At 72.8% G+C, this 12,565-nt stretch carries 11 protein-coding genes; 5 read left to right on the forward strand and 6 right to left on the reverse strand.

Annotation, left to right across the window (positions count from 1 at the left end; translation table 11 throughout):
• Positions 1–105 precede the first annotated feature (105 nt).
• From gap to AB0H57_RS18265, 5 genes are all read left to right on the forward strand, one after another.
• Positions 106–1,110 (forward strand): type I glyceraldehyde-3-phosphate dehydrogenase, encoded by a 1,005-nt coding sequence (gap, locus tag AB0H57_RS18245; protein ID WP_357507821.1) that lies wholly within the window; start codon positions 106–108, stop codon positions 1,108–1,110.
• The gene (locus AB0H57_RS18250) at positions 1,107–2,306 is read left to right on the forward strand and encodes a phosphoglycerate kinase (protein WP_357507823.1); all 1,200 of its coding nucleotides are present in this window, start codon (positions 1,107–1,109) and stop codon (positions 2,304–2,306) included. Before gap ends, AB0H57_RS18250 begins: the two co-directional genes overlap by 4 nt.
• A complete protein-coding gene (gene tpiA / locus AB0H57_RS18255) occupies positions 2,307–3,098 on the forward strand; it encodes a triose-phosphate isomerase (protein WP_357507825.1) in 792 nt (263 codons plus the stop codon).
• A 95-nt stretch (positions 3,099–3,193) separates the two neighbouring features.
• Positions 3,194–3,454: a preprotein translocase subunit SecG gene (gene secG, locus AB0H57_RS18260; protein ID WP_357507827.1), complete on the forward strand. Its 261-nt coding sequence runs from the start codon at positions 3,194–3,196 to the stop codon at positions 3,452–3,454.
• Positions 3,455–3,588: 134 nt separating this feature from the next.
• Complete coding sequence (locus tag AB0H57_RS18265; protein WP_357507829.1) at positions 3,589–3,933, forward strand: RNA polymerase-binding protein RbpA; 345 nt, start codon at positions 3,589–3,591, stop codon at positions 3,931–3,933.
• A 71-nt stretch (positions 3,934–4,004) separates the two neighbouring features.
• On the opposite strand, the gene pgl is transcribed toward AB0H57_RS18265, so the two are convergent.
• From pgl to tkt, 6 genes are all read right to left on the reverse strand, one after another.
• Entirely contained in the window at positions 4,005–4,775 is a 771-nt protein-coding gene (pgl, locus tag AB0H57_RS18270) for a 6-phosphogluconolactonase (protein ID WP_357507831.1), read from the reverse strand.
• Positions 4,776–4,808: 33 nt separating this feature from the next.
• Positions 4,809–5,825: a glucose-6-phosphate dehydrogenase assembly protein OpcA gene (locus AB0H57_RS18275; RefSeq protein WP_357507833.1), complete on the reverse strand. Its 1,017-nt coding sequence runs from the start codon at positions 5,823–5,825 to the stop codon at positions 4,809–4,811.
• 22 nt (positions 5,826–5,847) lie between these two features.
• Complete coding sequence (zwf, locus tag AB0H57_RS18280; RefSeq protein ID WP_357507835.1) at positions 5,848–7,401, reverse strand: glucose-6-phosphate dehydrogenase; 1,554 nt, start codon at positions 7,399–7,401, stop codon at positions 5,848–5,850.
• Between the two features lie 2 nt (positions 7,402–7,403).
• Positions 7,404–9,041 carry a glucose-6-phosphate isomerase gene (locus AB0H57_RS18285; RefSeq protein ID WP_357507837.1) on the reverse strand — a complete coding sequence of 546 codons (1,638 nt, stop codon included), beginning with the start codon at positions 9,039–9,041 and terminating at the stop codon, positions 7,404–7,406.
• A 73-nt stretch (positions 9,042–9,114) separates the two neighbouring features.
• The gene (gene tal, locus AB0H57_RS18290) at positions 9,115–10,296 is read right to left on the reverse strand and encodes a transaldolase (RefSeq protein WP_357507839.1); all 1,182 of its coding nucleotides are present in this window, start codon (positions 10,294–10,296) and stop codon (positions 9,115–9,117) included.
• A gap of 16 nt (positions 10,297–10,312) precedes the next feature.
• Entirely contained in the window at positions 10,313–12,451 is a 2,139-nt protein-coding gene (gene tkt, locus AB0H57_RS18295) for a transketolase (protein ID WP_357507841.1), read from the reverse strand.
• Positions 12,452–12,565: the final 114 nt, after the last annotated feature.

Genomic DNA, 12,565 nt, shown 5'->3' on the forward strand with positions numbered 1-12,565 from the left:
GGTGGCCGAGATGAACCGTCAACGGCCGGCTCCAACGGTCGGCGCACACCATTTCGCCGGCCCGGGTCTGACGCCGGCGGACCAGAACGCGAGGAGATGGGACCTGTGACCATCCGGGTTGGCATCAACGGCTTCGGCCGGATCGGGCGTAACTTCTTCCGGGCAGTGCTGGCGTCCGGCGCCGACATCGAGGTCGTGGCGGTGAACGACCTGACCGACAACGCGACGCTCGCCCACCTTGTCAAGTACGACAGCATCCTGGGCCGCCTCCCGCACGAGGTCAAGGCCACCGCCGACGAGATCACCGTGGGCGGCAAGAGCATCAAGGCGTACGCCGAGAAGGACCCGGCCAAGCTGCCGTGGGGCGAGGTCGGCGCCGACGTCGTGATCGAGTCCACCGGCTTCTTCACCGACGCGACCAAGGCCAAGGCGCACATCGACGGCGGGGCCAAGAAGGTCATCATCTCCGCGCCGGCGAAGAACGAGGACGTCACGGTCGTCATGGGCGTGAACCAGGACGAGTACGACCCGGCCAAGCACACCATCATCTCCAACGCCTCCTGCACCACCAACTGCCTGGCGCCGATGGCCAAGGTGCTGCACGACACCTTCGGCATCACCAAGGGTCTGATGACCACCATCCACGCGTACACCCAGGACCAGAACCTGCAGGACGCGCCGCACAAGGACCTGCGCCGGGCCCGGGCCGCCGCGCTGAACATCGTGCCGACCTCGACCGGTGCGGCGAAGGCGATCGGCCTGGTGCTGCCGGACCTGAAGGGCAAGCTGGACGGATACGCGCTGCGGGTGCCGATCCCGACCGGCTCGGCCACCGACCTGACCGTCGAGGTCGGCCGGGAGACCACGGTGGACGAGGTCAACGCCGCGCTGAAGGCCGCCGCCGAGGGCCCGCTGCGGGGCATCCTGGTCTACAACGAGGACCCGATCGTGTCCGCCGACATCGTCACCGACCCGGCGTCGTGCATCTTCGACGCGCCGCTGACCAAGGTGATCGGCAACCAGGTCAAGGTCGTCGGCTGGTACGACAACGAGTGGGGCTACTCGAACCGCCTGGTGGACCTGGCCAAGCTGGTGGGTTCGTCGCTGTGACGATTCGTAACCTCGACGACCTGCTCGCCGAGGGGGTGTCGGGTCGGCGTGTGCTGGTGCGCGCCGACCTGAACGTCCCGCTCGACAAGCAGACCGGTGAGATCACCGACGACGGCCGGATCCGGGCCGTCCTGCCGACGCTCAGCGCGCTGGTGCAGGCCGGCGCCAAGGTGGTGGTCTGCTCGCACCTGGGCCGCCCGAAGGGCGCGCCGGACCCGCAGTTCAGCCTCCGCCCGGTCGCCGGGCGGCTCGGTGAGCTGCTCGGCGCCCCGGTGCGCTTCGCCGAGGACACCGTCGGCGACTCCGCCCGGGCATGCGTGGAGGGGCTGGCCGACGGCCAGGTCGCCCTGCTGGAGAACCTGCGGTTCAACAAGGGCGAGACCAGCAAGGACGACGCCGAGCGGGGCGCCTTCGCCGACCAGCTCGCCGCCCTGGGCGACGCGTACGTGGACGACGCCTTCGGCGCCGTGCACCGCAAGCACGCCAGCGTGCACGACGTGCCGGCGCGGCTGCCGCACGTCGCCGGCCGCCTCGTGCTGCGCGAGGTGGAGGTGCTCAGCCGGCTCACCGGTGAGCCGGAGCGGCCGTACGTGGTGGTGCTGGGCGGCTCGAAGGTCTCCGACAAGCTGGCCGTGATCGAGGCGCTGCTGCCCACGGTCGACCGGCTGCTCATCGGCGGCGGGATGTGCTTCACCTTCCTCAAGGCTCAGGGCCACGAGGTGGGCACCTCGCTGCTGGAGAAGGAGATGGTCGAGACCTGCCGCAACCTGATGGAGCGGGCGCCCGGCAAGATCATGCTCCCGGTCGACGTGGTGGCGGCCGACGCCTTCGCCCCGGACGCCGCGCACGACACGGTGCCCGCCGACGGCATCCCGAGTCACCGGCTGGGCCTGGACATCGGCCCGGAGACGGTGGCCGGCTTCGCGGCGGCGCTGTCCCAGGCGAAGACGATCTTCTGGAACGGCCCGATGGGCGTGTTCGAGATGCCGGCGTTCGCGGCCGGCACCCGGGGGGTCGCCGAGGCGATCACCAAGGCGGACGCGTTCAGCGTGGTCGGTGGCGGTGACTCCGCCGCGGCGGTGCGCGCCCTGGGCCTGGACGAGTCGTCGTTCGGGCATATCTCCACCGGCGGTGGCGCCTCCCTGGAATACCTGGAGGGCAAGACCCTCCCCGGCATCGCGGCCCTGGAGAACTGAATGGCGAGCACCACCCGCCGGCCGCTGATGGCCGGCAACTGGAAGATGAACCTGAACCACCTCGAGGCCAACCTGCTGGTGCAGAAGCTGGCCGCGAGCCTGACCGAGAAGCAGCTCGCCGACGTCGAGTGCGTGGTGCTGCCGCCCTTCACCGACCTGCGTACCGTGCAGACCGCGGTGGACGGCGACAAGCTGCTGATCGGCTACGGCGGGCAGGACCTGTCGCCGTTCCAGTCCGGTGCGTACACCGGGGACGTCTCCGGGCCGATGCTGGCCAAGCTGGGCTGCAGCTACGTGGTGGTCGGGCACTCGGAGCGCCGGCAGTACCACCACGAGGACGACGCGTTGGTCAACGCGAAGGTCGTCGCCGCGCTGGAGAACGGGCTCACCCCGATCCTCTGCATCGGCGAGGGGCTGGAGATCCGGGAGCAGCTCAAGCACGTGCCGCACTGCTGCGACCAGCTCGACGGCGCCCTGAAGGGGCTCACCCCGGAGCAGGTCACCAGGGTCGTCGTCGCGTATGAGCCGGTCTGGGCGATCGGCACGGGCAAGACGGCGACGCCGGAGGACGCCCAGGAGGTCTGCGGCGAGGTGCGCAAGCGGCTGGTCGAGACCTTCGGCGCGGCGACCGCGGAGCAGGTCAGGATCCTCTACGGCGGCTCGGTCAAGGCGTCGAACGTCGCCTCGATCATGGCCCAGCCGGACGTGGACGGGGCGCTGGTCGGCGGGGCGAGTCTGGACGCCGAGGAATTCGCGCAGATCTGCCGGTTCCCGGAGCACATCGCCCGCTGACCGGTCGCTATCCTTGACGCTGCCCGCCCACCGGTCGGTGCCGCCGTGCCCGACAGGACCGGGCAGTGATCGCAACGAGAGGACTGACCCCCGCCATGCCGATCTGGTTCGCCTACACGATGATCACTTTGCTGGTCATCACGAGCATCGTGCTCATCCTGCTTATCCTGCTGCACCGAGGTAAGGGTGGCGGGCTGTCGAGCATGTTCGGCGGTGGCGTCAGCTCCAGCCTGGCCGGCTCGTCGGTGGCCGAGAAGAACCTCGACCGCTACACCGTTCTGGTGGCTATCGTCTGGTTCGCCTGCATTGTCGGGCTCGGCCTCTGGCTCCGGCTCCAGGTAGGCACCGGGGCCTGAGCGAGCCATTTACGCCGTACAATCTGCGCGCGGTCCGTCACCCGACGGGCCGCGCGCAGTTCTCTTCCCGCTGCACCGCGTCGCCCGCCGCCCCGCCGAGCGGTGGTCCCCTCCGACGACAGGAGCGAGCAGCCGTGCCGAGTGGCAACGTCATCCGCGGCACCCGGGTCGGGTCCGGCCCCGAGCGGCCGCCTGAGCGCTACGCACCGGCCCCCCGCCAGGCGGTCACCTACTGGTGCCGCAACGACCACGGGTTCGACATACTGATCGCCGCCGAGGCCGAGGCGCCCCCGCTCTGGGACTGCCCGCGCTGCGGGCAACCCGGTGGGCGGGACCGCGGCAACCCGCCGGGCCGGGCGCGGGTCGAGCCCTACAAGACCCATCTGGCGTACGTGAAGGAGCGGCGCACTCCCGAGGAGGCGGAGGCGCTGCTCGCCGAGGCCCTCGCCGCGCTGCGCCGCCGTCGCGGCCGGGCCTGAAGCCCTGCCCGGCTGTTAACCGGGGGCCCCTGCCATACCGCAGGCGTTGACAAGGGCCCCTTCCTTACCCCTCAGCGCAGGCTGCGCAGGCGGGGTGGGACGTTTGCCGCGGCCGCCCGGTCGAGCAGCCAGAGGGTACGCGTCACGCCCCGCACACCGGCGGCGGGCAGCTGCACCGGCCCCGCCCCGGCCAGCGCCATGCCGACCGCCCGAGCCTTGTCCGCGCCGCCGGCCACCAGCCACACCTCCTCGGCGGTGTTGATCGCCGGCAGGGTGAGCGTGGTCCGCACCGGGGGCGGCTTCGGGCTGCCCCGTACGGCGCTGACCGGGCGGTTGTCGTGGTGCACCGGGTGCTCGGGGAAGACCGAGGCGACGTGCCCGTCCTCGCCCACCCCGAGCAGCAGCACGTCGAAGTGGGGGAGGGTGGCGGTGCCCGGCCGGGCGGCCCGGGCCAGCTCCCGGGCGTACCCGGCCGCGGCGGCCTCCGGGTCGTTGCCGGCCGGCCCGTCGGAGGCGGGCATCGGGTGCACCCGGGCCGGGTCCAGCGGCACGGCGTCCAGCAGGGCCGCCCGGGCCTGGGTCTCGTTGCGTTCCGGGTCGCCGGCCGGCAGGAACCGCTCGTCGCCCCACCAGACGTCGACCCGGGACCAGTCGACCGCGTCGCGGGCCGGCAGCGTGGCCACCCCCCGGTACACCGCGGCGGCGATCCGCCCGCCGGTCAGCACGACCGACGCCTGGCCGCGGTCGGCCTGGGCGTCGAGCAGCTTCACCACCAACCGGGCCGCCACCGCCTGCGCCAGCAGGTCGGCGTCGGCGTGTACGACGACACTCGCCTCAGTCATTCGCTGCGCCCTCGTGTTCCGACCGCCACGCGGTCACTCGTTCGCGGTCGCGCCGGCGTGCGCGGTGACCCCGGCCTCGGCCCGCTGCGCGGTCGCCGGGTCCTTCCAGACGTGCACCCGCTGCGGGGGCCGCAGGTCCAGCCCGGTCAGCCCGGCCGTCGCGCCGAGCGCCTCGGCGTACACCTGGTCGGCGTCGAGCCGGCGCAGCTCCTCGGCCAGTTCGTCGCCGAGCGGGCGGCGGACCAGCGGCAGCGTCCGGTCCTCCTGGCCGGTGCGCCGGAAGGTCGCGATGCTGTCGTCGCGGGTCAGCGTCAGCTCTTCGCCGTTGGCGCAGCGCAGCTGCACCTGGCGCATCCGGGGGAACTCCTCGGTCGGCTCCCAGGCCGGGTCGATGCCGAGCCGGGCGGTCAGCCAGCCGCGCATCAGCGCGGCCGTCGGGTCGCTCTTCGGCCCCACCACGGTCGCCTCGGTGACCTGCGCCTGGGTGGCGTCGAAGGCGCCCGCGACCAGGGTGCGCCACGGGGTGATCCGGGTCCAGGCCAGATCGGTGTCGCCCGGCGCGTAGTCGCGGGCCCGCTGCCGCAGCGCGGCGATCGGGTCGGCGGCCTGCGCGGCGTCGGTGATCCGCCGGTCCGCCACCACGCCGAGGAAGTCGGTCGCGATCTCCTCCGGCGGCTCGCCGTGCCACCAGGTCACCACCGGCACGTCCGGCACCAGCAGCGGCATCACCACCGACTCGGCGTGCAGCGAAAGCCGGCCGTACATCCGGGTCACCACCGCCTCGCACGGGCCGAGCCGCCCGCCGACGACGATCTCCGCGTCCAGCCGGTTGCGGTTGCGCTCGACGTCCGAGCGGACCACCACCAGCAGCCGGCAGGGGTGCGCGGCGGCGGCGATGGTCGCCGCCGCCTCCGCCTCCCGGACCCGCTTCTCGTCCACCACCACGATCAGGGTGAGCGCCATGCCGCTGGCCACCCCGCCCGCGCTGCGCCGCTCGGCGGCGAGCGCCTTGACCACCTCGTTGCCGGTGGTGTCCCACAAGCCGATCAACGGATCCTCCTGGTCTGCTCGGTCATGCCCGCCGCCAGGCGCGTTCCTCGCGGGCCAGCATCTCGTCCGCGGCCCGGGGGCCCCACTCGCCGGCCCGGTACGGCTCCGGCCTGGTGCCCTGCCAGGCGTGCTCCAGCGGGTCGACGACCTGCCAGCTCTGCTCCACCTCGGCGGCGTCCGGGAACAGCGTCCGGTCACCGATCAGCACGTCCAGCACCAGCCGCTCGTACGCCTCCGGGCTGGACTCGGTGAACGCCTCGCCGTACTGGAAGTCCATCGCGATGTCGCGGACCTCCATGGTGGTGCCCGGCACCTTCGAGCCGAACTTGAGCACCACGCCCTCGTCGGGCTGGACCCGGATGACGAGCTGGTTGGGGCCGAGCGACTCCATGTCCGCCGCGTCGAAGGGCAGGTGCGGCGCCTTCTTGAACATGATGGCCACCTCGGTGACCCGCCGGGGGAGCCGCTTGCCGGCCCGGATGTAGAACGGCACGCCGGCCCAGCGCCGGTTCTGGATGCCGAGCCGCACCGCCACGTACGTCTCGGTGGTGGAGTCCTCCGGGACGCCCTCCTCCTCCAGGTAGCCCTTGGCCCGCTCGCCACCCACCCAGCCGGGCAGGTACTGGCCGCGGACGGTGTCCCGGGCGATGTCGTGCGGCACCGTGATGGCCCTGAGCACCTTGAGCTTCTCGGTCCGGATCTCGTCGGCGTCGAAGCTGGTCGGTTCCTCCATCGCCACCAGCGCCAGCAGTTGGAGCAGGTGGTTCTGCAGCACGTCGCGGGCGGTGCCGACCGAGTCGTAGAACGCGGCCCGGGTGCCGATGCCGACGTCCTCGGCCATGGTGATCTGCACCGAGTCGACGTACTTGGAGTTCCACAGCGGCTCGAACAGGTTGTTGGCGAACCGCAGGGCCAGGATGTTCTGGACCGTCTCCTTGCCGAGGTAGTGGTCGATCCGGAACACGTCCTGCCGGGTGAACACGTCGTCAACCAGGTCGTTGAGCGCCTTGGCCGAGGGCAGGTCGTTGCCGAACGGCTTCTCCACCACGACCCGGCGCCAGCCGCCGGACTTGGCGTTGTCCGCCATGCCGGTGCGCGCGAGCTGCTTGAGCACCACCGGGAAGGCCGCCGGGGGGATGGAGAAGTAGAAGGCGGCGTTGCCGGTGATGCCGTGGCTGCCACGCAGCTCGTCCAGCGTCGCCGCCAGGTGGTCGAAGGCGGCGTCGTCGTCGAACGAGCCACCGACGAACTTGATGTTGCCGGCCAGCCGGGCCCACACCTCGTCCCGCCACGGGGTCCGGGCGTGCTTGCGGGCCGCCTCGCAGGCCAGCGTCTCGAAATCCCCGTCACCCCAGTCCCGCCGGGCGAAGCCGAGCACCACGAAACCGGGGGGCAGCAGCCCCCGGTTGGCCAGGTCGTAGACCGCCGGCAGCAACTTCTTCCGCGCCAGGTCACCGGTCACCCCGAAGATCACCAGGGCGCACGGCTCCGGGATCCGCGGCAGGCGCCGGTCCTGCGGGTCGCGCAGCGGGTTCACCGGGCCACCTCCTCGCTCCGCTCGATTAGCGTCAATCATCGTCACGTCAGTGTCCGTCCGGCCAGTTCGAGCAGCTGGGCCACGCCCGCCGCCCGGTCGGTCAGGTGCAGGCGCAGCAGCGGGCGGCCCCGGCCGGCCAGGGCCTGCCGGTCGCCCGCGGCCTGGGCCGCCTGGAGTTCCCCGAAGGTGTACGGGCGTCCGGGCACCGGCAGATCATCGGTGACCGCGCCGGTCAGCTGAAGATAGCTGCCGACCGGCGGACCGCCCTTGTGGTACTGGCCGGTGGAGTGCAGGTACCGCGGCCCCCAGCCGAAGGTGACCGGCGCCGGGGTGCCCCGCGCCAGCAGCGGGCGCAGCCGGGCCACCTCCGCGTCGGCGAACCGGTCCAGGTACGCCGTCACGGCGAGGTAGCCGCCGCCGGCCACCCCGTCGAGCAGCCCGCGCAGCGCGCCGGCCAGGTCGGCCGGGGTGCCCGCCGGGGCGTACACCTCGACGGCGCCCTCGACGAACGCCGGCGTCTCCGCCGGCGTGCCCTCGGTCAGGATGCGCTCGGTGTTCCGCGTGGCCGCGGCCACGTCCGGCTGGTCGAACGGGTCGACGCCGAGCGCCACCGCGGCGACCGCGGTCGCGTACTCCCAGGCCAGGAACTGCGCGCCGAGCGGACCGTTGACCGCCAGGTCGGGCCGGACGCCGCCGCCCGGCACCACGCCCGGGCCCAGCGACCCGCCGTAGGTCACGGTCAGCACGCCGTCGCCGGTGGCCCCCGGGCTCGCCGGCGACTCCACCACGACCGGCAGCAGGCCGCGGCCGGCCTTCCCGGTGGACTCGGCGAGCAGTTGCTCCACCCAGTCACCGAGGCCGTCCAGGCCGGAGCCGTCGGAGACCAGGGCGATCCGGTCCCGGCCGGCGCCGGCCGCGGCGGCCAGGGCGGCGCCGAGCGCCAGGGCGGGGTTGTCCCGGTCCCCGGCCAGCGACCCGGCGAGCGCGTCGGCTTCGTCCAGCAGCGCGGGCACCTCCGCCCCGATCAGTGCGGCCGGCACCAGCCCGTACGCGGTCAGCGCGGAGTACCGGCCGCCCACGTCGGGGTCGGCGAGGATGGCCAGCACGCCCAGCTCGGCGGCGGTGGCCTCCAGCGGGGAACCCGGGTCGGTGACCACCACGAGGTGCCGGGCCGCCTCCGCCTCGGTCGCCCCGCCGTCGAGGAACGCCTGCCAACACGCGCGCAGCTGGCTGTCGGTCTCCACGGTCGAGCCGGACTTGCTGGCGACCACCACCACGGTCCGGTCCAGCCGGCCGGCCAGCGCCGCCCGGACCTGGCCGGGGTCGGTGGTGTCGAGCACCGTCAGCGGCCGGCCGGTGGTCCGGGCGATCACCTCGGCGGCCAGCGAGGAGCCGCCCATCCCGGCGATCACCACGTGGTCGAGGTCGGCCAGTTCGGCGGTGAGTTCGGCGAGTTGGGGGAGCAGTTCGCGGCTGCGCCGGTGGGTGTCCAGCCAGCCGAGCCGCCGCCGCGCCGTCGCCTCGGCCGCGGGCCCCCACAGGGTGGGATCCTGGGCGGCCAGCCGGCCGGGTACGCCGGCGGCGAGCAGCGCGTCCCGGGTGGCGCCCGGGTCGACCCCGGTGGCACCGTGCACGGCCAGTCCGGCCGCCGCCTCGACGCCGGCCAGCCGCTCGGTCACGTCCGCCACCCGGCCGGTGGCGTAACGACGGGCGGCGCCCCGGGGATCCCCGGGGCGCCCGCGCCACGCATCGTCACGCGTTGCCCCCGGCCGCCTCGGCGGCCCGCGCGTTGCCGCTGGCGGCCTCGTTGGGGCGGCCGGCGCCCCGGGCCGCCTCGGTCAGCGACTTCTTCACCCCGTCGATCAGTTCCAGCCAGCTCGCCTCGAACTTCTCCACGCCCTCCCGCTCCAGGGTGGCGATCACGTCGGCCATGTCGACGCCGGCCGACTCCAGGTCGGTGAAGACCTTGCGGGCCGCGTCGTACGAGCCGGTGATGGTGTCGCCGCCGCGGGTCTCCCCGTGCTCGGCGTAGGCGTGGATCACCGACTCGGGCATGGTGTTGACCGTGCCGGGGGCGATCAGCTCCTCGACGTAGATGACGTCCCGGTAGTCGGGGTTCTTCGTCGAGGTGGAGGCCCACAGCGGCCGCTGCGGGTGGGCGCCCGCGTCGGCGAGGGCCTGCCACCGGTCGGAGGAGAAGACCTTGCCGTAGCGCTCGTACGCGAGCTGGGCGTTGGCCACGGCGGCCTTGCCGCGCAGCGCCTTCGCCTCGGCGGAGCCGATCTTCTCCAGCCGCTTGTCGACCTCGGTGTCGACCCGGGAGACGAAGAACGATGCCACCGAGCCGATCTTCGACAGGTCGTGCCCGTTCGCCTTCGCCTGCTCCAGGCCGGCCAGGAACGCGTCCATGACCTGCGAGTAGCGGTCCAGTCCGAAGATCAGCGTGACGTTGACGCTGATCCCCTCGGCCAGGGTCGCGGTGATCGCCGGCAGGCCGTCCTCGGTCGCCGGGATCTTGATGAACAGGTTGGGGCGGTCCACCAGCCACCACAGCGCCTTGGCCTCGGCGACGGTCTTCTCCGCCTCGTGGGCCAGCCGCGGGTCGACCTCGATGGAGACCCGGCCGTCCACGCCGTTGCTGCCGTCGTACGACGGGCGCATCACGTCGCACGCCCAGCGCACGTCGTACGTGGTGAGCATCCGGACCGCCTCTTCCACGTCGACCCCGCGGGTGGCGAGGTCACCCAGCTGCCAGTTGTACTCGTCGGCGTCGCTTAACGCCTTGGCGAAGATCGTCGGGTTGCTGGTCACCCCGACCACGTGCTGCTCCCGGCGGAGCTGGTCCAGCCCGCCGGAGCTCAGCCGCACCCGGGAAAGATCGTCGAGCCAGATCGCCACTCCCGCGGCGGTGAGTTCGCTCAGCCTGTCCGTCATGCCGTCCACGCTCCCCTCAGTTGCCGGTCGTGAAACCGGTGATGTCGCCCACCCGGGTGAGCGCCGCGTGCGCGGCGGCCACGATCCGGTCGGGGGTGAACCCGAACTGCTCGAAGAGCACGGTGTGGGGCGCGCTCGCGCCGTAGTGCTCGATGCTCACGCACTCGCCGCTGTCGCCGACGATCGCCCGCCACGACATGGCGATGCCCGCCTCCACGCTCACCCGTGCCTTTACCCCGCGTGGCAGCACCGACTCCCGGTACGCCTCGTCCTGCGCGAAGAACCACTCCTGGCAGGGCATGGAGACCACCCGGGTGGGGGTGCCCTCGGCCTCCAGCCGCTCCCGGGCGGTCAGGCAGAGCTGCACCTCGGACCCGGTGCCGACGAGGATCACCTGCGGCTTGCGGGTGGACGCCTCGGCCAGCACGTAGCCGCCCTTGGCCACCCCCTCGGCGCCGGCGTACTCCGTCCGGTCCACGGTCGGCAGCGCCTGCCGGCTCAGCGCCAGCGCGGTCGGCCGGTCGGTGTGCTCCAGGGCCTGCCGCCAGGCCCAGGCGGTCTCGTTGGCGTCGGCCGGGCGGACCACGTCCAGGCCGGGGATGGCCCGCAGCGCGCTCAGGTGCTCGATCGGCTGGTGGGTGGGGCCGTCCTCGCCGAGACCGATCGAGTCGTGCGTCCAGACGTAGGTCACCGGCAGCTTCATCAGCGCGGCGAGCCGCACCGACGGGCGCATGTAGTCGCTGAACACCAGGAAGGTGCCGCCGTACGGGCGGGTGCCGCCGTGCAGGGCGATGCCGTTGAGGATCGCGCCCATGGCGTGCTCGCGGATGCCGAAGTGCAGCGTGCGGCCGTACTCGTCGCCGGGGAAGTCCTTGGTGGCGTGGGCCGCCGGGACGAAGGACGGCTCGCCCTTCATGGTGGTGTTGTTGCTCTCCGCCAGGTCGGCCGAGCCGCCCCACAGCTCGGGCAGCACCGGGGCAAGCGCCTCCAGCACCTTGCCGGAGGCGGCCCGGGTGGCCACGCCCTTGGCGTCCGCCGGGAAGGTGGGCAGCGCGTCGGTCCAGCCGCGCGGGAGGGTACGGCTGGTCATCCGGTCGTAGAGGGCCTTGCGCTCGGCGTTGGCGCCGGCCCACGCGTCGAACGTCTTCGTCCACTCCTGCTGGGCGTCCTCGCCCCGGCTCAGCACCTGGCGGGCGTGGCGCAGGACCTCCTCGTCGATGTCGAAGGTCTTCTCCGGGTCGAAGCCGAGGATCCGTTTGGTGGCGGCCACCTCGTCAGCGCCGAGCGCCGAACCGTGGATCTTGCCGGTGTTCTGCTTGTTCGGCGCGGGCCAGCCGATGATGGTGCGCAGCGCGATGAAGGAGGGGCGCCCGGTCTCCGCCTTGGCGGCCAGCAGCGCCTGGTGCAGCGCCTCCACGTCCTCGTGGTAGTCGCCCTGGTCGGCGTCGCCGCGCCGCCAGTCGACCGTCTGCACGTGCCAGCCGTACGCCGCGTAGCGGGCGGCCACGTCCTCGCTCTTGGCGATCCGGGTGTCGTCCTCGATCGAGATCTCGTTGTCGTCGTAGATCAGGCAGAGGTTGCCGAGCTGCTGGTGGCCGGCGAGCGCGCTGGCCTCGTGGCTGATGCCCTCCTCGATGTCGCCGTCCGAGGCGATGCACCAGATGTGGTGGTCGAAGGGGGAGGCGCCGGGCTCGGCGTCCGGGTCGAACAGGCCGCGCTCGCGGCGGGCGGCCATCGCCATGCCGACCGCGTTGCCCAGGCCCTGCCCGAGCGGGCCGGTGGTGGTCTCCACCCCGGGGGTGTGCCCGTGCTCCGGGTGGCCCGGGGTGAGCGAGCCCCACTGCCGCAGCGCCTTCAGGTCGTCCAGGCCCAGCGGGTAGCCGGAGAGGAAGAGCTGGATGTAGAGGGTGAGGCTGGAGTGCCCGGCGGAGAGCACGAACCGGTCGCGCCCGGCCCAGTTCGGGTCGGCCGGGTTGTGCCGCATCACCCGGTTGAACAGCAGGTACGCCGCCGGGGCCAGGCTCATCGCCGTGCCGGGGTGGCCGTTGCCGGATTTCTCGACGGCGTCCATGGCCAGCACGCGTACGGTGTCCACGGCGCGGCGGTCGAGGTCGGACCAGTGCAGAGCGGGGTGCTCGGATCGGTTGGCAGCCACGTTGGTTGTGCTCCTCGGCAGATGGGCGGAACCCTCACTGGTGACCCTATCGAGCGTCCCTAAACGTCCGCCCGGGGATCTGTGCACGCTGTCTTGTACGTTTCGGGCAGGCGG

The sequence above is a fragment of the Micromonospora sp. NPDC050686 genome, from assembly GCF_040654475.1.
In the GTDB taxonomy this organism is placed as follows: Bacteria; Actinomycetota; Actinomycetes; order Mycobacteriales; family Micromonosporaceae; genus Micromonospora.

What these genes read in the sequence shown, in the direction of transcription:
- tpiA (WP_357507825.1), top strand. Translation starts at nt 2,307, where the DNA reads ATGGCGAGCACCACCCGCCGGCCGCTGATGGCCGGCAACTGGAAGATG.
- secG (WP_357507827.1), top strand. Translation starts at nt 3,194, where the DNA reads ATGCCGATCTGGTTCGCCTACACGATGATCACTTTGCTGGTCATCACG.
- pgl (WP_357507831.1), bottom strand. Translation starts at nt 4,775, where the DNA reads ATGACTGAGGCGAGTGTCGTCGTACACGCCGACGCCGACCTGCTGGCG.
- zwf (WP_357507835.1), bottom strand. Translation starts at nt 7,401, where the DNA reads ATGATTGACGCTAATCGAGCGGAGCGAGGAGGTGGCCCGGTGAACCCG.
- tal (WP_357507839.1), bottom strand. Translation starts at nt 10,296, where the DNA reads ATGACGGACAGGCTGAGCGAACTCACCGCCGCGGGAGTGGCGATCTGG.